Source organism: Nonomuraea sp. NPDC005650, from assembly GCF_040605375.1.
Lineage (GTDB): Bacteria > Actinomycetota > Actinomycetes > Streptosporangiales > Streptosporangiaceae > Nonomuraea.
Window position 1 is genome coordinate 1 of record NZ_JBEXCR010000072.1, and the last position, 19442, is coordinate 19442.

Genomic DNA, 19442 nt, shown 5'->3' on the forward strand with positions numbered 1-19442 from the left:
CAAGGTCATCGGCCGCTTCCCCGGCGAGACCTCCTGCGTCAGCTTGGTGTGGGCCGTCCTGGACCGTGCTGCCCGCGGTTGGCGCGGCTTCACCAACACCAGCAAGGGCCTGCGCGTCCTGCAGGACCTCCGCCGAGCCCTGCTCCACCCGCCCGCGCAGTTCCGCCCAACCGACGACCCGGCCTTGGCACCGGCTACCGAGGCCGCCTAAGATCCACCCACGGCACCTACCTCGTCGAGCCTTTTACACCGCTCCGAGGACGCGACCATGTTGACCCGGTAATTGATCTCGGACGGTGAACCATCAGGCTGGCTGCTTTCTCTTGTTTCAAGAGGTGGTCGTGGCTCGCCACCGAAGGTGTCCGTCCGGCCCTTGTCCCGATGGAAAAGGGCCGCAAGCTTCAGCGCTACCCGGACTGCCAAGGCCCTGATCAGGCTGCGGCGGGCAATCGTGGTGATGATGTCCGGCCAAGGCCACAGCGTGCCGAGCATCACCTCGTGGATACAGGTCGGCGAGGACTACGTACGCGATGTCATCCATGCCTTCAACGAGCGGGGTTCGACGCGCTGGACCCAATGGAGCGGGGCCTCATCGACCAGGACGTGGTCACCTCGATCATCCACCAGCATCTGTCGCGGATCCTGCGCGCGGGCAAGGTGACCTGCCAGAGCACCACTACCTGGAAATCCCGGGAACCAAAGCTTATTTCTTACGTGGGAAGGCCGACACCCGCGGCACTATGTCCGAGGAACGCCGCACGCAGGACCTGAATGGGCTCGGTGCCGGCATCCGCGGTGCGATAGGCGAGGGCGAGGGTGATCTCCCAGCGCGGCAGGTCGGCGATGGGCAGTTCGACCAGGATGCCAGCGCCGAGATCGGACATCGCCGTCGACCGGCTCAGCACGCCGACGTGGCTGCCCCGGCGAGCGAGGCTCGCGACGGTCTCGGCAGGAGAGACCAGGTGCAGCCGCGAGGAGGGGATCGGCGCGGCCCGTAGCGCCCGCAGGAACGGCTCCGTGCCGTCGCCCCACATGGTGTAGGCGACGGTGCAAACCGCCAGATCGGCCACGTGCACCGGGGAACGGTCGGCCAACTCGTGCGTGGGATGGACCACGCAGATCATCGGATCGGTGAGGAATGGCTCGACCGTGAGTGTGGACGGATACGGGCACGGGATCACGAAGCCGATATCGGCGATGCCGTCGTGCAGGAGCCGTACCACGTCGTCGCTGTGCGCGTCGGTGGAGCCGACCTCGATGTCCTGGGAGGCGAGGGCGTCGAGCACGTGCGGCATGAGACTCGGCGCGAAGGTGGCGTGTGTGGCCACGCGCAGGCGCGGCCGGTTGTGCTCGCCGCGGACCGCGATCACAGCCTCGTCCGCGAGGGCCAGGCACCGTTCGGCGTAAGGCAGCAGGCGTTCGCCGGCGGGTGTTAGCCGTACGCCGCGCCCGGTGCGCAGGAACAGCCGCCGGCCCAGGTCGCGTTCGAGCCGGGCCATGCGTTCGCTGACGGCCGGCTGACTCAGGTGCAGCCGAGCCGCGCCGCGTCCGAAACTCCCCGCAGCCGCGACGGACAGGAACACCCGCAGATCCTCCAACGACAGAGCCACAGGAAAAGGTTATAGCTCTCCATCAGAAGTACACCCCTTCCCTGTGGGTCCGCTGTTTGTGAGGCTGGATCCCATGACCGACAGCCTGGGGAGCAGCAGCATGACCGAATTCACCACCGAAACCTTCGCGGCCGAGCACGAGCGGATCGGCGCGATGGTGACGGAACTGGTCGCCGGTTACATGCGCTCGCTCGACGCCGCCCCGGTATGCTCCGGCGCGAGTCCGGCCGAGTTGCTGGCGCTGTTCGACGGTCCGCTGCCCGAGGAGGGGGCGGACGTGGAGCAGCTGCTGCAGGCTATTGCCGGCGACGTGATCCCGCACACAATGAACATCTCCAGCCCGCGGTACTTCGGCCTGTTCAACCCGGCGCCCCTGCCGATCGCAGTCTGGGTTGACGCGCTGTGCTCCGCCATCAACCAGAACAGCGCCGCCTGGCGGCAGTCGCCCTCGGCGAGCGCGTTGGAAGCCTGCGTGATCCGGTGGCTGTGCGGCCTCATCGGCCATCGCGAGGGCGGCTTCGGCACGCTGACCAGTGGCGGGTCGGAGGCCAATCTGATCGCGCTGAAGTGCGCCCGCGACGCTGCCGCGGCCCGCGCGTCGGCACACGGACTCAGCGGGGAGAGCGGGTCGTTGCGCGTGTACGCCTCGGAGCAGTGCCATTTTTCGCTGGTCAAGGCCGTCGACATCCTCGGGATCGGCCGAATCAACCTCAGGAAGATCGACACCGACGACCGGTTCCGCATCCGGGTCGACGCATTGCGCGAGGCCATCGAGGAGGACCTGACCGCCGGGTACCAGCCCTGCTGCCTCGTGGGCGTGGCCGGCGCCACCTCGACCGGCGCCATCGACCCGCTCGACGAGCTCGCCCGGACGGCCGAGGACTATGGATTGTGGTACCACGTGGACGCGGCCTACGGTGGCGCGATGATGTTCTCGCCCGCGCATCGCGGCGCGCTGCGGGGCATCGAGCGGGCCGACTCGGTGACCCTCGACCCGCACAAGTGGATGTTCGTGCCGTTCTCCTGCGGGGCGATGCTGGCCAGAGACGGTGTGCGGGTCCTGCGGGACGCCTTCGACACCACCCCCGAGTACCTGGGCGATGACAGCGCGCTCGACTTCTTCCGCTACGGCCAGCTCGGCACCCGACGCGCGAACGCGCTCAAGCTCTGGGCTGCGCTGCGCCGCCTGGGCCGCAACGGATATCGGGAGATCATCGAAAGGCAGCTGTCGCTCACCCGCTATCTCTCCTCCGTGCTGGCCGGGCTCGACGACTTCGAGGTGGTGGGCGACGTGCAGACAGCGGTCTGCTGCGTACGCTTCATGCCCGGCGGCGTGACCGGTGTCCATGACGACGATCTGCAAGACGCCCTGCAACAGCGTATCGAGCGCGGCGGGCAGGCCTGGCTGTCGACGACTGTCCTGCATGGGCGGCGAGCACTGCGCATCAACGTCAACAGCGTCCTCACTCAGCGAGAGCACATCGACGAGCTGATAACCCTGCTCCGCCACGAGGGCCGGACAGTCGTCGCCGAACTGCGCGCCTCTCGAGCGTCATGGGACGCGCCCTGATTCACCGAGGCCGAGCGGGCCGCGCCGTCTTGGTGACCGATGGCCCGGCGTTGGCCGGGGGAGGTCGTCGCGGGCGGGGTCCCGGCCTCCACTACGTTCATACCCACGAGCTCATCAGCATCCGAGCCCACCACGCCGCGTACGTGATCGTCTCGCCGGGCGCAGATCACCAACGGGTTCTTCAATGAGGAAGCCACGATCCTGGACTCGCCGCCCGTCACGGTGACGGCCTACGGGACCGACGGGAAGGTGCTGCGGCAGGAGAAGAACGTCGCGTTCGGGCCGCTGGGGCGCGGCAGCGGCTGACGGCATCCCGCGCCGGGCATCCGGCGGATCGGAACACACCAGCCGCAGGCAACCGCGACAGGCCGGCGCCCCCTGGCCCGAGCATGAGCAACCTCGCGGTCGCCTGTGACACACAAGGGGCCGCCCTCATGACGAGGAACACGGCCATCACCACCGACAGACGTCCGCTTCCATGGCAGACCGGATCGACTGCCGGCGCCGGTGCCGCGCATATGTACTTAGAGGTCACCTCATGAGACTGACGATCGCCTCGGGCGTGGCCGCGTTCTCCACGGCCCTGCTGCTCTATCCGCTCTTCCAGACCGCGGCCTGGTTCTGGACGTCGCTCGGCGCCGTGCTGGCCGTCATCGCCGCAGGCCTGCTGAGCAAGCGCCTGGTGCTGCCCGCGTGGGCGGCACCGCTGCTGGGTGTGGCCGCGACCTGGGTCTTCCTGACCGCGGCCTTCGCCTCCGACAAGGCATGGGCGCTGCTGGTGCCCACCAAGGCGTCGGTTCTGGAGCTGTCCAGGCTGCTGGGTGTCGGCTGGGCCGCCATCCAGCGCTTCGCGGCGCCGGTGCCGGAGACGGAGGGCATCAAGCTGCTGATCGCCGGCGGCGTGGCGCTTATCGCAATCTGCGTGGACCTGCTGGCCGCGCGGCTGCGTAAAGCGGCGCTGGCCGGGCTGCCGCTGCTGGCGCTGGCCACCGTGCCGGCGACGATCCTGCCCGACCCGATCAGCTGGCCGGCGTTCATCCTGGCCGCGCTCGGGTTCATCGGCCTGCTGAGCGCCGACGGGCGCGAGCGGGTGAGCTACTGGAGCAGGGTGATCCCGGTCCGCCGCACCCGGGCGGCCTCCATCCCGACCTCTGATCCGGTCCCGGGCAGGGCTCCCGGGCAGCAGCGGAACGCTCCCGCCGCCTCGGCGGACACCAACGGGCTGCGGCTGTCGGGCAAGCGCATCGGGTTCGCCGCGATCGCGCTGGCCGTGCTGCTGCCGGCCCTGCTGCCGGAGATGGAGCCGGTGCCGTTCTCCACCTTCGACGTGGGCGGCCGGGGCCCCGGGCCGGGGCAACTCGATCAGTATCCCGAACCCGATCGCCGGCCGGAAGGGCCAGCTCGAACTGCCGGAGCCACGGGTCGTCCTGACCTACACCAACTCCGACGACAAGGCGCGTTATCTGCGGATCTACGCGCTGGACACGTTCGACGGGCAGCAGTTCGGCATGACGCCGCTGAAGCGGGCGCCGCAGAACAGGACGGAGAACGGCCCCCTGCCGAAGCCGCCCGGCCTTGGCGTCGGCTCGAAGATCAACAACGTGGTCACCAACATCCAGATCAGCGACGAGATCGCGCAGCTGCGGTTCCTGCCGCTGCCGTACCCGCCTCGGGAGATCCAGGTGGACGGCGACTGGCAGGCCGACGCGGACACGTTGATGGTCTTCTCCACCCGTGAGGAGGCCGCCGGCCTTGAGTACCAGGTGGCCACCAGCGAGCCGGCGCCGACCGCCGAGCTGCTCGACAGCGCGCGGCCGGATACCGACGAGCGCTTCCTCGCCCTGCCGGACAACCTGCCCCCCGACATCAGGGATCTCGCCTTCAAGGTCACCGCGGGCACCGCCACGGACTACCAGGCGGCGGTGAAGCTGCAGCAGTTCTTCACCAAGGACGGCGGCTTCACCTACAACCTGCGCACGCGGGGGCAGAGCAACTCGGCGCTGCGGGACTTCCTGATGCGTGACCGGATGGGCTACTGCGAGCAGTTCGCCGCGTCGATGGCGGTGCTGGCTCGGCTGGTGGGCATCCCGTCGCGGGTGGCGATCGGCTACACGGGCGACAGGAAGGTCGGCGACCGGTGGCAGGTGGGCACCGGCGACTCCCACTCCTGGCCGGAGCTGTACTTCGAGGGTGTGGGCTGTCGCAGCCTGAGCCGGGGGAGTTGGTGGAGCAGAGCGGCGAGGAACGCCCGGTCGGATCGGGTGAGGCGGGGTTTGTCAATCTGACGTTGCAGGACGACGAGTTGGTGGCGCAGCGCCAAGATTTCGATGTCCTTGTTGGTGTCGCTCATCGGCAGCAGCCGTACGACGGCGAACAGGCTCGTGAGCGCCAGGTAGGGCAGTCGCAGCAGCACGATGCATCATCCTGGCGTACCCCGCCTTGTGGTCTTCAGCTGTGTCGAGAACCGGCAGGTCACAGCCCATGGATGGGGTTTTCGGCACCTACAACCACCGACAATCTGCTCTACGAGCATCCAAGCCAGTGACCTGCGTCACATACCTACTTGGAAACGCAACACGAGCGACGACCCCAGCGCGAACACCCCGACGGAAGCCACCTGCTTGATCGCCACACGAACACAACCGCACACAGGAGTACGGGCAGAAGCAGAACCTTCGCCGCCCTCGCCCTCGACGCCAACTTGGGGTATCCGGCCGGGAAGGCTCCCGCTTCGGCCCTCAGTCCGGTCACCACGGCGCCGCTGAGCTGGCCGTCATCCAGGCCGACCGGTTCCCTGGCCCTGTTTTCGGGACGACGTGCTGTCTCGCCGCCTCCCGTGCTGGAGATGGTGATGGTGGACCTGCCGGGCCCGCCAGGGCGATCGAGGCGGCCCCGACGGTCGCTGAGGTCTGGTCGACGATCCTGGCGTATTGGTGGCGGGTCTGGCCGTTCTCGTCTCCGCTGTGCTGGCGGCCGCCCATGACCTCGTAGTCGCCCGCCTTGGAGTAGCTGCTGCTTTCCCTCTGTCCGGGGGTCCAGCGGTAGGAGGTCAGTTCGACGGTCCGCCCCCATGCGCTCAGGGAGGCGGTGGCGTAGCGGGTGCTGCCGTTCTCGTCTCCGGTGTGCTGCCGGCCGACCAGGGCCTCATTCGGTGGAGCCGCTGCAGAGCGGTGGATAGTGCTTATCTGCACCTGGCCGACTTGATTGGGCCTCCGAGAGGCTGCGGCAGGTGACGTCGAACGCCAGCAGGGCATTGCCGGTTTGGATTCGGCCCCTGGCCATGGCGAGGGCGCAACGGGATCATGGTCGGTGGTCAACGCCCTCTTCTGGGCGCGTGAGCAGGGCAGGAAACGCTGACGGAGATGCCGGACATCTAGTGAGGTGTTCCGCCACTCTTCAGCAAGGAGACGCCTGTGCGAGATCCACGCGTGCCCCCCGACACGCGAGATCGTTTCGAGGCGCTCTACCGCGCCTGATATCCAGCAGTACATCGGTTTGCGCTCCGCCGTACCGATTCGGTCGACGACGTCGCTGATGTGATCGCGGAGACCTTTCTCGCCGCGTGGCGGCGGCTGGATGACGTCCCGGACGGGGATGCCGCCCTGCTGTGGCTGTACGGCACGGCTCGTCGCGTGCTGGCCAATCACCGGCGCGGGGAGTCGCGCCGCAGCGCGCTGGCCGCGCGGCTCCGTGGTGAACTGGCCGTCCGCCACGAGTCCGCAGCCACCGATCCGCGGGCTGAGGCCATTCGCGCCGCTTTCGCTGCCCTGAAGCCGGCCGACCGGGAGGTGATCGCCTTGGCCTCCTGGGAAGGGCTGACCGGTCCCCAAATCGCCACGGTACTGGGCTGTAGCAGCACTGCCGCCCGGCTCCGGCTGCACAAGGCGCGTAAACGACTGGCCCAGTTACTCGGTACGACGGATGAGACCCCTGTGATGACCCCGCTTAGAGGAGAAACCCGATGAACAAGATCGACCGCATACTGGCCGCCATCGACCCTGCCGCCGATTACGACGAGCTCGTCCTGAGCCAGGGCGTGGACGAACTTCTGGAGGAGATCGTCGCGGCGCCGCCCGCGCGCCGCCGCGCATCCTGGCTGCCCGGCAGGCGTGCCGCCGAGCCGGAGCGCGCCCACCCGTCCCCGGCGATCACGGCGGCGGCGCCGCGGCACGGCCCTTCCCCGCTGCTGCGCCGACGCCTGTTGGCGGGGGCGGCGGTCGCGGGCATCGCCGCGGCCGCGGTGGTTGCGGCGCCGCTGGTCTCCGGATCGCGGAACGCGGCCTACGCCGTGGTGAAGAAGTCCGATGGCACCGTTCAGGTGACGGTCAAAGAGTTCCGGGATCCTGACGGGTTGGAGGCCAAGCTCGAGGCTGAGGGAATCAGGGCCGACGTGACATTCACCGAAGCGGACAAGCAGTGCGCCCGTGGCCGCTTCGCCGGCGCGGATCTGGCCTACGACCCGCCGAGCACCAAGAACATGACCGAACAAGAACGCAAGGAGTTCGACAAGCCGGAGAACTGGCGCTCCCGGGACGCCGCCAGGCCGATCAAGCGAGACACCTTCGTCATCTCCCCGAGTTACATCCGGCCGGGGGAGACGCTGGTGCTGGAGTTCCGGCCGGGCAACTACTCGGGAATGGACCGGCAGCTCGGCACCTATCTGGCCAAGGCCGGCAGCCCGGTTGCACCTTGCACCCTCGTGGACGCGGAATCCGATGAGGCAATGGTGAAGGAGATGGCCGGAAACTGATCATAAGCTGGTCGGGGTACGCGGGGCCGCCGTACCCCGACCAGCCGCTTTCCGGGGTGGAACCGGCACCATCCGGATCAAGCCGCCACAGCTCCACCTCCTGCTATGACAGGAAGGCGGCAGGTCATTTACCTCCGCTCGAATCACGGCGCCTCACGGCGCAGGCTTGGGCCGTATGGCGCGATTCTTACCGACGCCCCGAGCGGGCTCACGACCGTCGTGATCTTGTACGGAATCGAACATTTCTGAGACGCCCTGCAATCGCAGTCGCGTTCTCGATGTTCAGTTTGTGATCACGTCTCATAACCCGCGTCCGGAAACTACGTTTCACTATCTCGGGTCTTGGCCGTCGAACCGTCCCCGCCCCGGGCGACGTCCGCGTAGGTCCGTCAGGCGAGGGACGGTCTGAGAGCGCTGCGTAGGCTGACGCTGCGAAGTCAAGCCGCCCAGCCACGCAGCGCGGCGGGGATCGTCGAGCGGAACGTGGTCTCGGCCGTGGCAGTGTCGAGGGCTCCGGCCAATTCGAGAGTCACCAGCCCGTGCAGGGTCACCCAGAGTGAGAGCGCGATGGAGGTCGCGTCGCCCGAGAGCGCGGAGGCCGACAGAGCGCGGTCTATCGCCTCGATGAGCGGCCTGACGGGATCGCCGACCCCCACGTCACCGGACGGGTCGAAGCTCTGCACGCCGCCGAACAACACTGTGTAGAGGTGGCGGTGCTCGCGTCCCCACCGCCGGTACGCGACCGCGAGCGCGTAGAGGTCGGCGAGGGGGTCATCAGAGGCCGCCACCGCCGACAGTTCCTGGGACAGCCCAGAGACCGCTCTGTCGCGCACTGCGGCGATCAGCCCGTCCTTGCCGTCGAACAGCGAGTAGACGGCGGCGGTCGCGGTTCCGGCGGCAGCGGCCAGGGCGCGGATGGTGATCGACTCCCGTGGACGGGTCGCGAACATCTCGGTCGCGGACTCGATGAGGCGGTCCTTCGCTGTGTCGTCGTTCGTTCTGGGCCTTCCCACGACGACCAGCCTAGCCGAGGTGCTAGCGTTTCCAAACGGCGTTTTGAAACAACGTTTGGAAACTGTCGATGCCTCTCACTGTTCCCCTCCGCCTCATCGGCCGCCTGATCCTCGCCGTGCTCGCCGTCGTGGGGCTGGCCGGGTTGTTCCTCGCCCTCATCGTTCTGACTGACGGCGCGCGCGGGGGGCTCGCCGCCTGGCTGACCGCCTTCGGAGCCGGAGTCACCGCCGCACTGTGGCGAGGCCGCGGCCGTGCCTGGCCGGGTCGGCTGTGGCCCTTCGCCGTCTACCACTATCCCCCCGCCGCCGGCGCCTCCCGGCACCCCACGCCGCTCCTGTACCTCCACGGAGGGCCCGTACGCTCCACCTCCGTGCTCGACCACCGATTCCTTCGGGTCCTGGCCGGACAGGGCTACGACGTGTACGCCTATGAGCAGCCCGGCGGCGGACGGAGCGACCTGCTGCCCATGGAGCAGTACACGATCTCCAGGTCCGTACGTGACCTCGCCGCCTTCATCGATCGCCTGGACAAGGGCCCGGTCGACGTCCTCGGATTCTCCGCAGGCGCGGTCGTGCTCACCCGGGCCCTGGCCACCGCGGACGTCGCCGTCCATGTGCACCGGGCGATCATCGCCGAGCCCGGCCCCATGGACGGCCCCACCGCGCTGATCAGCGGGCAACAGGGACGACCGTCCGCGCGCGGCCTCGCACCGGCCCCGACCGGACCACGGGCGACGCGCGTCCCCCGGTACGCCGTCGCGCTCGGCCTCATCCAACTCGGGCTCCTCCCGCCCGACACCGGCCTGATCACGCAGGCCGAAGGCGTCAACGCCTTCAAGGCCGCCGATCTCGGCAGCGACACCGCATCCGCTTACTGCGCGCAGGACGCCGGCCGCATCCCTGCCGAGGACACCGCGGAGAACTTCTCCTTCAGCGTCGCCGCGAGCCTCCGCATCATGCAGACGATCAAGGACTCACCCTCCATCGCCTCCGAGCTGAAACGCTCCCGCACCCCGGCGATGCTGATGATCGCCGAATGCTCATCACAGGTACGCCAATGGGAGACCGCCATCCTGGCCGCCGACCCCGCCATCGAGCGAACCCAATACATGCCCGGTGTCGGACACCACATGTGGAACGGCCTCGACGACAACAACGAGCGCGCCGCCGCCGTTATCACGGCGTTCCTCCAGGGCGAGCCGTCGCCCCTGCGGAACTACCCGACCCGCGCCGACATCTCCGCCTTCCTCCGCGACCACAGGTGAGGTCCGCAGCGGGCCGACCTGGACCTCAGGGCCGCCACCGATCGTGAAGATACGCCGGATTGCCCGGCTGCGGAGCCTTCGCAGCGCTGCCGAGCGGCAAGCGCCCCGGACGTGTTCCCGACCGGGGATGTTGCGCTGCAGCAGGCGATGATCAAGGTGGGCGTCACGCAGGCCGACGCCCAGGCGTGGCATCCCTGGCGGTCGTACGCCATGCATCATCTTAGGAGTGCCGCGAGCGTCGCCCGAACTTCTGTGGTGTGAGGTCTCCCGGCACACCCGAGGGCCGGCACGCTCGCAGCTGTTGGACGCAGTCGGCCGGGTGAGGTCCCGTCCATCCGGCGGCCGGACCGTCAAGGGTTCGGCCGCCCGTCCGGCTGAGGGCGGCTACTTCCAGGTGTCGTTGCTGGTATGGGTTCCGGTCGCGGGAGTGGTGACCGTCCGGTTGGAGCCGGACTCCCAGGTCACGGTGCCGCCGGGATCCTTCTTGATGTACTTGTACTCGACGGTGGTGTTCGGCGGCAGGTTGACCGTTGCCCGCCAGATCGGGTAGTCGGCCGAGGACAGGGCGATCGCCTGGCCGGGATCCCAGCCGCCGAGGGCGGGGGTGTTACCGACGACGAAGACGTTCTGGCCGTACCACGTGGTGACGTTGGCGTTGAAGTAGGTGATGATCTGCGAGGTGGTGTCGCCGCGGAAGGTCTCGCTGACGGCGTAGGTTCCGCTGGCGGGGGTGGTGAGCGTCCGGTTGGAGCCGGATTCCCAGGTCACGACGCCGGCGGTGGTCTTCTTGATGTACTTGTACTCCACTGTGGCAGACCTGGGCAGGTCGATGACCGCGGAGTACAGGTTGTTGCCCTGCGCGGTCAGCTTGATCGCGCTCGCTGGGGTCCACGAACCGAGGGCCGCGATGCTGCCGACGGCGTAAAGGCTCTGGTCGGCGGCCGCGGTGGCGGTGACAGTGAACGTGGTGGCGATCTTGTCGCTGACCGGGGGCGGGATGTAGGTGTCGGTGCGGGTGGCGCTGCCGCTTGCCGGGGTGGTGAAGGATCGGTCGGCTGCTTCCGCCTGGGCGACCGTCGAGCCTTCCTTGATCAGGTATTTATACGAGATGGTGGTGGAGGCGGGCAGTTCTGCCGTGGTCGTGTAGGTGCCGTCGCCGCCGGCGCTGAGCGGGACCGAGTTCGCGGTGCTGCCGCTGCCCAGCGCCGGGACGTTCCCGACGATGTGCAGGGTCTGGCCGGCGGCGAGGTCGGCGGTGACGTGGAAGGTTGTCGCGATCTTGGCGATGTTCGCCTTGGCGTTGACGTGGATCGCGACCGCGTTGCGGGCGGGGATGGTCGCGGCGGCCCGGCCGCCGGAGACCGTGATCTTCGTGCCGGTGCAGCCGGTGGTGGTGGCGGTGCCGGAGATGACGTCGCAGTATTCGCCGTCGGCGAGACCGGTGGTGAACTGCGCGGTGGTGGCGCTGTCGGAGTCGTTGATGCCGATCCAGGCGCGGTCGCCGCGGTGGAAGCCGATGACGTTGCTGCCGACGGTCGTGAAGTCCGAGACGGACTTGACGTTCTTGGCGGCGTTGGCCCAGCCGACCATGCCCTTGATGCTGGTGGACTGGGTGAGGCAGTTCCAGCCGCTGCCGCAGGAGGTGTCGGTGACGAATCCGTTGCCGTCGGAGGGTGGGGACTGGTTGCGGTTGCTGTAGGTGAAGCTGTCGTAGACCGACGGCTTGCCGTGCGGGTAGGCCAGCACGAAGTAGTTGGCGAGGGTGTAGTCGGTGCCTTCACGCCAGGACAGGGTGGCGCCGTCGCGCTCGAGGTCGTGGTTGGTGACCATGGCGAAGACGTTGGCGCTGGGGGCGTCGAGGTTCCAGCTTGGGATGCCGGCCAGGTTGGAGATCGTCCCCTGGAACTGGGCCTTGATGCCCTTGGCGTAGGCGAAGTCCAGGACGTCGCCGTTGCCGATGAATGCCCGGGCCTTCAGTGCGTCGTTGCCGGCGCCGTCGAAGATCTCCTGCGCGATGTAGGGACGCTTGCCCTCGGCGGTGGTGTTGTTCAGCTTGCCGAGGATGGCGGAGAAGTCGCTCTTCTTGATGTGCTTGACGGCGTCGACGCGGAACCCGTCGACGCCGAGCCCGATGAGGTCGTTCAAGTAGTTCGCGATCTTGTTGCGGACATCCTCCTTCTCGGTGTACAGATCCGACAGTGACAGCAGTTCGCAGCTGGTCACCTGGGACTCGTTGTTCCAGTCGCTGATCGCGCCGCCGGTCGGGCAGTTGTCCCCGGGATGGTGGAAGTCGCCGTACCCGTAGGGGACGGCCGGGTAGCCGTAGCCGGTGAAGGACGTCCCGGCATAGCCGGTCGTGCCGGGGGCGTTGTTCGTTCCTGCCATGTGGTTGACGACCGCGTCCACGTAGACGCGTACGCCCGCGTTGTGGCACGTCGTCACCATCGAGGCGAACTGGGCCCGGTTACCGAACCGGGAGTCGAGCGCATAGGAGACCGGCTGGTACACCTCGTACCACGGATGCACCCCGTCACTGCTGTTGGGGAGGCTGACCGATTCCTGAGGCGGTGCGACCTGGACCGCGCCGAAACCTGCCGGGCCGAGGTGGTTCGTACAGGCGGCCGAGACGGACCTCCAGTTCCATTCCCACAGGTTGGCCGTCACCTCGCTGTCGTTCAGTGTGACGGCGGCGTTCGACGCAGGCGCGGTGACGGCGAGGGCCACTGGTGTGATGCCTAATGTGGCGACCACAGAAGCGAGAAGGGCATGACGGATCCTGCTGCGCGGGCGTGACCTGGCTCGATCCATGGGGGGTGGACCTACTTCCGAAGGCGAAGGCGAGCTTTGGGCTGGGACGGCCGTCCGCATAGCTGAACATCATCACGATGTCCGTAAAGATCGCAATATCTTGCAGCAAATTTCTGAAACTTGCTCTTAACAATGTCCTCGCCGAGGTGGGCCGTGGCGGAGTGACGCCGTTGGCGGGCGCGTCGACGCCCGTCCTCAGCATCGCCTGTGAGGAGGACAGCCACTTCCCTGTGCACGGGGTGCGGAAATGGCCGACGCCATCCAGGGCGGCACCTTCCGTGTGTTCTGCACACCGCCGACCTCGCCGCCCGCGAGAAACCCGATGGCGTCAACGCCGAGATCGACGCTTTCCTTGTCGCCCTGCCCGTTGCCACCTGATCAGGAGACCACCACCATGGCAGACACCGTACAATCGATGGCCGTGCCCGACTGGTCCGAAGTTCATGGACGCCATCGACACCCTGGAGTTCGGTGAGGGCTTCGCGCCGTTGACCGAGGACGCCGACATGTTCTTCGGCGCCGCGCACATCCACGGTGTCGAGGCCATCAAGGCGTTCTTCGTCAAGATCAACGCACCGCTGATCATCACCCACGAGGTACAGGAGTTCTGGATCGCGGGCGAAGGCGTCGGAGGACCAGAGAAGGAGAGCTCTGCTCGGGGCAGTTTCTGGTCATGCCCAGGATGCTGGATCTGTCGCGCAGGTGAAGCCTTTTTGGCGTTGTTGTGCGTGCCTGATCAGCGCTTTTGCGCAGAGACGCGGCATAATTCCTTCTCCTGAGCCGGGTGCGACGTGGTGTGGCACGGCACGGTCGGTTCCTGGTCGCCGCGATGGCATGCTGCTTCGCGCGGACGGGTGTATCCCCGCTTCGGAGGTCGTGGCGGGGCGCTGGACCTGCAGGGTGTGAGACCTGATGCGGCGGACGTGCCGGCGATCCGGCGACAGGCCCTATGCCAGGGAGCAGTCACGAAAGCGTTGGCGTCGCGTACCGAACTCACGGTGGTGCAGCGCACGCTGAGGCATGCCGGCATCGTGCTGACGGCCGACACCTACGTCTCGGTGCTGCCGCACCTGTATCACGACAGTGCCCGGATGACCGTGCGGCTGGTGCTGAAGGCGGTGCGGGTGATCTCCCGGAAGGTCGGCAAGGCCCGGGCAGGGGCGTGACTCACATGTGGCTCATCGTGACTCACGATCAGATGACGCGACTACAGACCCGGGTAAAGCCGCAGGTCGGCGTGGTAGGCGGGTGAGACTTGAACCCACGACCCACGGATTATGACGCGCCGATCCCAGCCTTGCTGCCCTTGCATGCCGCTGAGCTTGTAAGGCGACCAGTAGACCGGATGTGCGAAGGACGCGCTACGAGCGAGTTTTGGCACCGGACACGCTAACAAGCGAAGAAGTCGCAGGTCGCTACCGCCAATTTCTGCACTCAGCTTCCACGGGCCGGATCGCCGATGCGGACATGCAGGTTCGTCAGCACGCGGAATTTCCAGCCGTGCAGGTTGTGCGGCTGTTCGGGGTCCAGGGAGAGCCGTGGGTGTTGCTCGAGTAGCACGTCCAGCAGGGCCGCGATGATGGCACCGACGACTGGGGCGGCGAGGCATGCGTGGCGGGAGTATCCGAGGCCCAGGTTGGGGAAGGGGTCCCGGTTGATGTCGAAGGTGTCTGGGTCGGTGAAGATGCTCTCATCCCGGCCTGCCGAGGCGATGGACGCCATGACGGTCGCTCTGGCGGGGATGATCTGTCCGGCGAGGAGCACGTCTTTGGTCGCGCGGCGGCTGAGCGCGCCGTTTGGTGATAGCCAGCGCAGCGTTTCGTTGACGGCCTTGCGGATCAGGCGCGGGTCATCGCGGATGGCCTGCATTTGCGTAGGGTGCTGGAGCAGCGCGAGCAGCGTGAGCCCGGCGCCGGCCGCCGGTTCCAGGAACGCCGAGAGGATCTCGATGAAGGTGGGCATGATGTTCTCGGCGGATCGGACGGTATCGGCCGGGCAGCCGCTGTGGAGCAGCTGTGACAGGACTGAGCCGTCGGGCCGGTCTGTGGACTGCCGGGCGAAGGGCTCGATCGTCTGGCGGATCTCGGTGGCGGCGGCCATCGCCTGTTCCTGTACGGCCGGGTCCGCCGTGAAGTTGCTCATCCCGGCGCTGAGGTTGCGGGCCCAGCGCATGAGCGCGTCGGTGTCCACGTCCGGCAGGCCGATGAAATGGGCGAGGGCGGTGCTCGCGGCGGGTTCGAAGTAGCTGGACATCAGCTCGTCCCGGCTACTGAGCTCGCTGGCGTACGGCCGTGCGGCCTCGCGGGTGAGTGTGGTGGCCCGTTCGATGCGTTCGTGGGCGAATCGCGTGTCAACGGCGGCTCGCAGATCGGCGTGGGCGTCGCCCTCAACCTTGAGTACGGACCGTTCCCCGAATATCTGCGTGGCCAGCGAGGGGAAGGCGCTGGTGTACGACTCGTAGGCACTGAGGACCTGGCGCACGTCATCCCAGCGGGTGACCATCCACAGGTCGAGCTTCGGCAGCAGGACGACCGGCGCTTCGCGGCGGAGCTTGGCGAAGATCGGATAGGGGTCACTGCCGAGCTGGTCGAAGGTGATGGACGCGGCGAAGTCGTTCATCGACGTCACCCTCCCGTCGGCACACCGGGCTGCTCGGCGGCCGCCTCGTCGCCGCCGAGGCGAGGGCGCGGAACCGGATTGTCGCGCAGGTACTCCACCTCGGTGCGCACGTTCGCCAGCAGTTTGGCGGCAGTGTCCTGGCTGAAGCCGTTGCGGATGACGAAGCGGATGACGGCTATGTGCTCCAGGTCGGGCGGCAGGTAGTACGTCGGGGCCTGCCAGCCGTGCATCTTCAGCCGGGCGGCCAGGTCGAAGACGGTGAAACCGTCGTAGCCGGGGGCGGTCCGCACGGCGAGCACCGGCAGTTCCGAGCCGTCGGCGATGAGCGAGAGCTCGGGGAGTTTCGCGATCTCCTCACCGAGGTAGGTCGCCACGTCCCGGCAGGTCTGCTGGACGGCCTGGTAGCCCTCGAAGCCGAGCCGCAGGAAGTTGTAGTACTGCGCGACGACCGGGGCGCCGGAGCGGGAGAAGTTGAGCGTGAAGGTGTCCATGTTGCCGCCGAGCAGGTCGCAGGAGAGCACCAGGTCCTGCGGCAGGGCGTCCGGCTCCTGCCAGATGATCCAGCCGACGCCGGGGTACACCAGGCCGAACTTGTGCCCCGAGGTGTTGATCGACTGCACCCGGGGAAGCCGGAAATCCCACACCCTGTCGGGTTCCAGGAACGGGGTGATGAAGCCGCCCACAGCCGCGTCCACGTGCAGCGGTATTCTCAGCCCGCGCTCCGCCTCCAGCCGGTCCAGCTCGGCCGACATCTGCTCGATCGGGTCGTACTTGCCGCATTGCGTGGAGCCGAGCACGCCGATGACGCCGATGGTGTTGTCGTCACAGAATTCGCCGAGCCGGGCCGGGTTCAAGGTGAAAGCCGGCTCCTCGATCGGTATCCAGCGCGGCTCGACGTCCCAGTACTGGCAGAACTTCGGCCAGCAGGTGTGGACGGCAGTGCCCATCACGAGGTTGGGGTTGGCGGTGGGCAGCCCGGCCGTCCGGCGCCGCTCGCGCCATTGGAACTTCATCGCCAGCGCGCCGAGCATGGCCGCCTCGCTGGAGCCGCCCGTGGAGCAGCCGACGCTGGAACCGTTCGGGTCGCCCCACAGGTGATCGAGCATGTTGACGCAGCGCGCCTCGATGTCGGCCGTCTGCGGGTACTGGTCGTGGTCGACGAGGTTGCGGTCGAGGGTTTCGGCGATGAGTTCGCGGGCCTGGGGTTCCATCCAGGTCGTGCAGAAGGTGGCCAGGTTGAGCCGGGCGTTGCCGTCGAGCAGGAGTTCGTCGCGGATGAGCGCCTGGGCCGCTGTGGGATTCATCGGGCTGGCCGGCATCTTGAACCGGGGCACGCCGCCTTCCGGCACCAGCCCGTTGTAAAGGGGATTGACATCGAGTGATTCTTGCCACCGGTCGGATTCGACTCGTCTGAGCATGAGCTTCACCCCTCGAAAGAGCTTTACGCCACGTCAAACACTCACGGTAGGCAATTGTTTACTATGAGTCAATATTGTGGCCGCGCTGACGTCCACGTGGGTGAGCGTTTGGGTGCCCGAAACTCGGCCGTTGGGGCTGACCTGGGGGTTGGTGTTCCGTTCTGGCGGGCATGATCGCTATTCATGGCGCTGCGGTTGCTTTATTTGATCTTCGTCCGGCTCGTGGGTTGGGTGGTGTTGCCGGGTCGCTCGCAGAGGTCGAAGGACGTGGAGATCCTTGTCTTGCGTCACCAGCTCGCGGTGTTGCGTCGGCACGTGGCAAGGCCTCGGCCGCCGTGGGCGGATCGGGCGGTGATCAGCGCGCTGGCGCGTCTACTGTCTCCAGCGGGTCGTCGGCGGTCGTTCGTGACGCCGGGCATGCTGTTGCGCCGGCACGCCTCCGCGCCACCATCTGGACCTTGGTATTTCGTCTGGCTCGGGGAGAATCCGCTGTGGGGTTAGCGGCGGATCGCCGGGGCACTCGCCGCTCTGGGCTACTGGGTGGGGGCTTCCACTGTGTGGCTGATCTTGAGGAAGGCCGGCGTTGACCCAGCGCCGCGACGCGCGGGACCAACCTGGGGTGAGTTCCTGCGTGCTCAAGCTGAGGGGATCTTGGCGTGCGACTTCTTTCACTACGACACCTTGCTGTTCAGACGCCTGTATTGCCTGGTCGTCATGGAGATCAGCACCTGCCGGGTGCACGTCCTCGGCGTCACCGGGCATCCGACCGGGCCGTGGGTTGCACAGCAGACCAGGAACCTGATGATCGAGCTGGGGGACAGGGCGGGAGGGGGTCAGGTTCCTCATTCGCGATCGGGATTCACCGCGATGTTCGACGAAGTCTTCACGGCCGCAGGCATTCGCATTCTCAAGTGTCCGCCTCGCGCTCCGCGGGCCAATGACGTGATCTCAGCGAATTGTCGGTAGGTAGTTGTGCTCGAAATGGGTGAGGGCGAGGGCGGCGCGGGCGATGTCGCCGATTGCGCTGGGGCTGGCGGTGATGTGCTGGAGGATCCGCCAGCGGCCTTTGAGCAGGGCGAACCCGCGTTCGCCGAGGCATCGCAGGGCGCGCAGGAGCCGGTTGTAGGTGCGGTTGTCCGGGCTGAGGATCTGGTTTCCCTCGGGCTGTTTGATGGGCGTGTGAATGCCGATCCCGGCGCCGTCGTAGCCGCTGTCGGCGAGGGTGGGCAGGCCGGCTGTGGCTGCGGCGTACAACGCGCCCAGCACGTGCATGCGGGCGGCGGTCAGATCGTGCACCGAGCCCGGCTCCACCTCGGCGATCCTGTCCGGTGCCAGAACTGACGCAGGGAGTCTGACATGGTCTTCTAGGCTCGGCTCTTGTGCTACTTCGCCTTCTATATCTGCTGGTGGGTCGCATGTTCGGCTGGCTGGTGCTGCTCGCTCGGGGCAGTGCCTCCAAAGAGGTGGAGATCTTGGTGTTGTGGCATGAGATCGCGGTGCTGCGTCGCCAGGTCGCCCAGCCCCGGCCGGATCGGCTGCACCGCATCGTGACGCCTGGAACGCTACTGGCCTGGCACCGCAGGCTGGTCAAGAAGAAATGGACCTACCCCGCCAAGCATGGCCGGCCTCCAATCTCTGAGGAGATCCGGGAGCTGATCGTCCGGTTGGCGCGGGAGAACCCGCGATGGGGGCATCGGCGCGTCCGGGGCGAGTTGCTCGGTCTTGGGTACCGTGTGGGGGAGGGGACGATCCGCCGGGTGTTGGCGGGGGCGGGGCTCGGGCCCGCGCCGCGCCGGGCTTCACCGACGTGGCGTCAGTTCCTCGTCTCTCAAGCCTCCGTCATCCTGGCGTGCGACTTTCTCCACGTCGATACCCCGTTCCTCAAACGCCTGTACGTGTTGTTCGTCATGGAGGTCGAAACGCGGCGCGTCCACATTCTCGGTGTCACGGCTCATCCGACTGGTGTCTGGACGGCGCAGCAGGCGCGCAATCTAATGATGGAATTGGGCGAACGGGCCGACCGATTTCGGTTTCTGATCCGTGACCGGGAGGGCAAGTTCACCGCGGGCTTTGACTTGGCGTTCGCGGGTGCAGGTGTCCGGATCGCCAAGACACCGTCGCGCTTGCCGCAGGCGAATGCGTTCGCCGAGCGGTTCGTCGGGACGCTCCGGCGCGAATGCCTCGATCACCTTCTGGTCCACGGTGAGCGGCACTTGCGACAGGTCCTGGCCGAGTACGAGCGCCACTACAACCAGCATCGGCCGCATCAGGCCCTGTCGCTACGGCCACCCATGCCCGCTTCAGCTGAGGAGGCCGATCTCACGGCTCGAATACAGCGACGACCGGCCGTCAGCCGTCTGATCAGCGAGTACCGCCGAGTCGCATAGCC

The 19442-nt window shown here is 67.3% G+C and carries 16 protein-coding genes and 2 pseudogenes; 10 read left to right on the forward strand and 8 right to left on the reverse strand.

Translation table 11 applies throughout. From position 1 onward, the window contains the following. On the forward strand, positions 1-211 hold a 211-nt coding region (locus ABZS69_RS62255), incomplete at its 5' end, for a hypothetical protein (RefSeq protein WP_355392973.1). Here the strand turns inward: ABZS69_RS62255 and ABZS69_RS62260 are convergent. Both ABZS69_RS62260 and ABZS69_RS62265 read right to left on the reverse strand, forming a co-directional pair. Beyond that, a complete protein-coding gene (locus ABZS69_RS62260; RefSeq protein ID WP_355392976.1) occupies positions 208-492 on the reverse strand; it encodes a hypothetical protein in 285 nt (94 codons plus the stop codon). The two genes, ABZS69_RS62255 and ABZS69_RS62260, sit on opposite strands and share 4 nt — an antisense overlap. 218 nt (positions 493-710) lie before the next feature. Continuing rightward, positions 711-1610 carry a LysR family transcriptional regulator gene (locus tag ABZS69_RS62265; protein ID WP_355392979.1) on the reverse strand — a complete coding sequence of 300 codons (900 nt, stop codon included), beginning with the start codon at positions 1608-1610 and terminating at the stop codon, positions 711-713. 73 nt (positions 1611-1683) lie between these two features. Between ABZS69_RS62265 and ABZS69_RS62270 the strand changes: the two genes are divergently transcribed. The 3 genes and pseudogenes from ABZS69_RS62270 to ABZS69_RS62280 all read left to right on the forward strand — a co-directional run bounded on the left by ABZS69_RS62270 (position 1684) and on the right by ABZS69_RS62280 (position 5465). Continuing rightward, the gene (locus tag ABZS69_RS62270; RefSeq protein WP_355392981.1) at positions 1684-3180 is read left to right on the forward strand and encodes a pyridoxal-dependent decarboxylase; all 1497 of its coding nucleotides are present in this window, start codon (positions 1684-1686) and stop codon (positions 3178-3180) included. Between the two features lie 538 nt (positions 3181-3718). Further along, positions 3719-4913: pseudogene (locus tag ABZS69_RS62275) on the forward strand (DUF3488 domain-containing protein); the annotation flags it as partial. Further along, a complete protein-coding gene (locus ABZS69_RS62280) occupies positions 4899-5465 on the forward strand; it encodes a transglutaminase-like domain-containing protein (protein ID WP_355393109.1) in 567 nt (188 codons plus the stop codon). The pseudogene ABZS69_RS62275 and the gene ABZS69_RS62280, both read left to right, overlap by 15 nt. A 462-nt stretch (positions 5466-5927) precedes the next feature. Here ABZS69_RS62280 and ABZS69_RS62285 read toward each other — a convergent pair whose 3' ends face one another. Next, on the reverse strand, positions 5928-6371 hold the full coding sequence (locus ABZS69_RS62285; protein ID WP_355392984.1) for a hypothetical protein: 444 nt from the start codon (positions 6369-6371) through the stop codon (positions 5928-5930). Positions 6372-6668: 297 nt separating this feature from the next. On the opposite strand from ABZS69_RS62285, the pseudogene ABZS69_RS62290 reads away from it, so the two are divergent. Next, positions 6669-7145: pseudogene (locus tag ABZS69_RS62290) on the forward strand (RNA polymerase sigma factor); the annotation flags it as partial. Further along, on the forward strand, positions 7142-7930 hold the full coding sequence (locus tag ABZS69_RS62295) for a hypothetical protein (RefSeq protein WP_355392986.1): 789 nt from the start codon (positions 7142-7144) through the stop codon (positions 7928-7930). The pseudogene ABZS69_RS62290 and the gene ABZS69_RS62295, both read left to right, overlap by 4 nt. 437 nt (positions 7931-8367) lie before the next feature. On the opposite strand, the gene ABZS69_RS62300 is transcribed toward ABZS69_RS62295, so the two are convergent. Further along, positions 8368-8943, reverse strand: coding sequence for a TetR-like C-terminal domain-containing protein (locus ABZS69_RS62300; protein ID WP_355392989.1), 576 nt, complete (start codon positions 8941-8943; stop codon positions 8368-8370). A 68-nt stretch (positions 8944-9011) separates the two neighbouring features. Here ABZS69_RS62300 and ABZS69_RS62305 point away from each other — a divergent pair, with 68 nt between their 5' ends. Further along, positions 9012-10208 (forward strand): alpha/beta hydrolase, encoded by a 1197-nt coding sequence (locus ABZS69_RS62305; protein ID WP_355392992.1) that lies wholly within the window; start codon positions 9012-9014, stop codon positions 10206-10208. 384 nt (positions 10209-10592) lie between these two features. On the opposite strand, the gene ABZS69_RS62310 is transcribed toward ABZS69_RS62305, so the two are convergent. Beyond that, entirely contained in the window at positions 10593-12959 is a 2367-nt protein-coding gene (locus ABZS69_RS62310; RefSeq protein ID WP_355392995.1) for a carbohydrate-binding module family 20 domain-containing protein, read from the reverse strand. A 500-nt stretch (positions 12960-13459) separates the two neighbouring features. Between ABZS69_RS62310 and ABZS69_RS62315 the strand changes: the two genes are divergently transcribed. Both ABZS69_RS62315 and ABZS69_RS62320 read left to right on the forward strand, forming a co-directional pair. Beyond that, positions 13460-13795: a hypothetical protein gene (locus tag ABZS69_RS62315; protein WP_355392998.1), complete on the forward strand. Its 336-nt coding sequence runs from the start codon at positions 13460-13462 to the stop codon at positions 13793-13795. A gap of 195 nt (positions 13796-13990) precedes the next feature. Further along, positions 13991-14182, forward strand: coding sequence for a hypothetical protein (locus tag ABZS69_RS62320; RefSeq protein WP_355393001.1), 192 nt, complete (start codon positions 13991-13993; stop codon positions 14180-14182). 268 nt (positions 14183-14450) lie between these two features. Here the strand turns inward: ABZS69_RS62320 and ABZS69_RS62325 are convergent, their stop codons facing one another. From ABZS69_RS62325 to ABZS69_RS62335, 3 genes are all read right to left on the reverse strand, one after another. Then, a complete protein-coding gene (locus ABZS69_RS62325; RefSeq protein WP_355393004.1) occupies positions 14451-15635 on the reverse strand; it encodes a cytochrome P450 in 1185 nt (394 codons plus the stop codon). 5 nt (positions 15636-15640) lie between these two features. Beyond that, positions 15641-17053 carry a glutamate decarboxylase gene (locus tag ABZS69_RS62330; RefSeq protein WP_355393007.1) on the reverse strand — a complete coding sequence of 471 codons (1413 nt, stop codon included), beginning with the start codon at positions 17051-17053 and terminating at the stop codon, positions 15641-15643. 948 nt (positions 17054-18001) lie between these two features. Continuing rightward, positions 18002-18364, reverse strand: coding sequence for a transposase family protein (locus ABZS69_RS62335; RefSeq protein WP_355393010.1), 363 nt, complete (start codon positions 18362-18364; stop codon positions 18002-18004). Between the two features lie 104 nt (positions 18365-18468). Here ABZS69_RS62335 and ABZS69_RS62340 point away from each other — a divergent pair, with 104 nt between their 5' ends. Then, positions 18469-19440 carry an integrase core domain-containing protein gene (locus ABZS69_RS62340; protein ID WP_355393013.1) on the forward strand — a complete coding sequence of 324 codons (972 nt, stop codon included), beginning with the start codon at positions 18469-18471 and terminating at the stop codon, positions 19438-19440. Positions 19441-19442: the final 2 nt, after the last annotated feature.

Coding starts and splice junctions, on each gene's coding strand:
- ABZS69_RS62295 (WP_355392986.1), top strand. CDS start 7,142: ATGAACAAGATCGACCGCATACTGGCCGCCATCGACCCTGCCGCCGAT.
- ABZS69_RS62340 (WP_355393013.1), top strand. CDS start 18,469: ATGTTCGGCTGGCTGGTGCTGCTCGCTCGGGGCAGTGCCTCCAAAGAG.
- ABZS69_RS62280 (WP_355393109.1), top strand. CDS start 4,899: ATGGTCTTCTCCACCCGTGAGGAGGCCGCCGGCCTTGAGTACCAGGTG.
- ABZS69_RS62315 (WP_355392998.1), top strand. CDS start 13,460: ATGGACGCCATCGACACCCTGGAGTTCGGTGAGGGCTTCGCGCCGTTG.
- ABZS69_RS62325 (WP_355393004.1), bottom strand. CDS start 15,635: ATGAACGACTTCGCCGCGTCCATCACCTTCGACCAGCTCGGCAGTGAC.
- ABZS69_RS62260 (WP_355392976.1), bottom strand. CDS start 492: ATGCTCGGCACGCTGTGGCCTTGGCCGGACATCATCACCACGATTGCC.
- ABZS69_RS62330 (WP_355393007.1), bottom strand. CDS start 17,053: ATGCTCAGACGAGTCGAATCCGACCGGTGGCAAGAATCACTCGATGTC.
- ABZS69_RS62270 (WP_355392981.1), top strand. CDS start 1,684: ATGACCGACAGCCTGGGGAGCAGCAGCATGACCGAATTCACCACCGAA.
- ABZS69_RS62305 (WP_355392992.1), top strand. CDS start 9,012: ATGCCTCTCACTGTTCCCCTCCGCCTCATCGGCCGCCTGATCCTCGCC.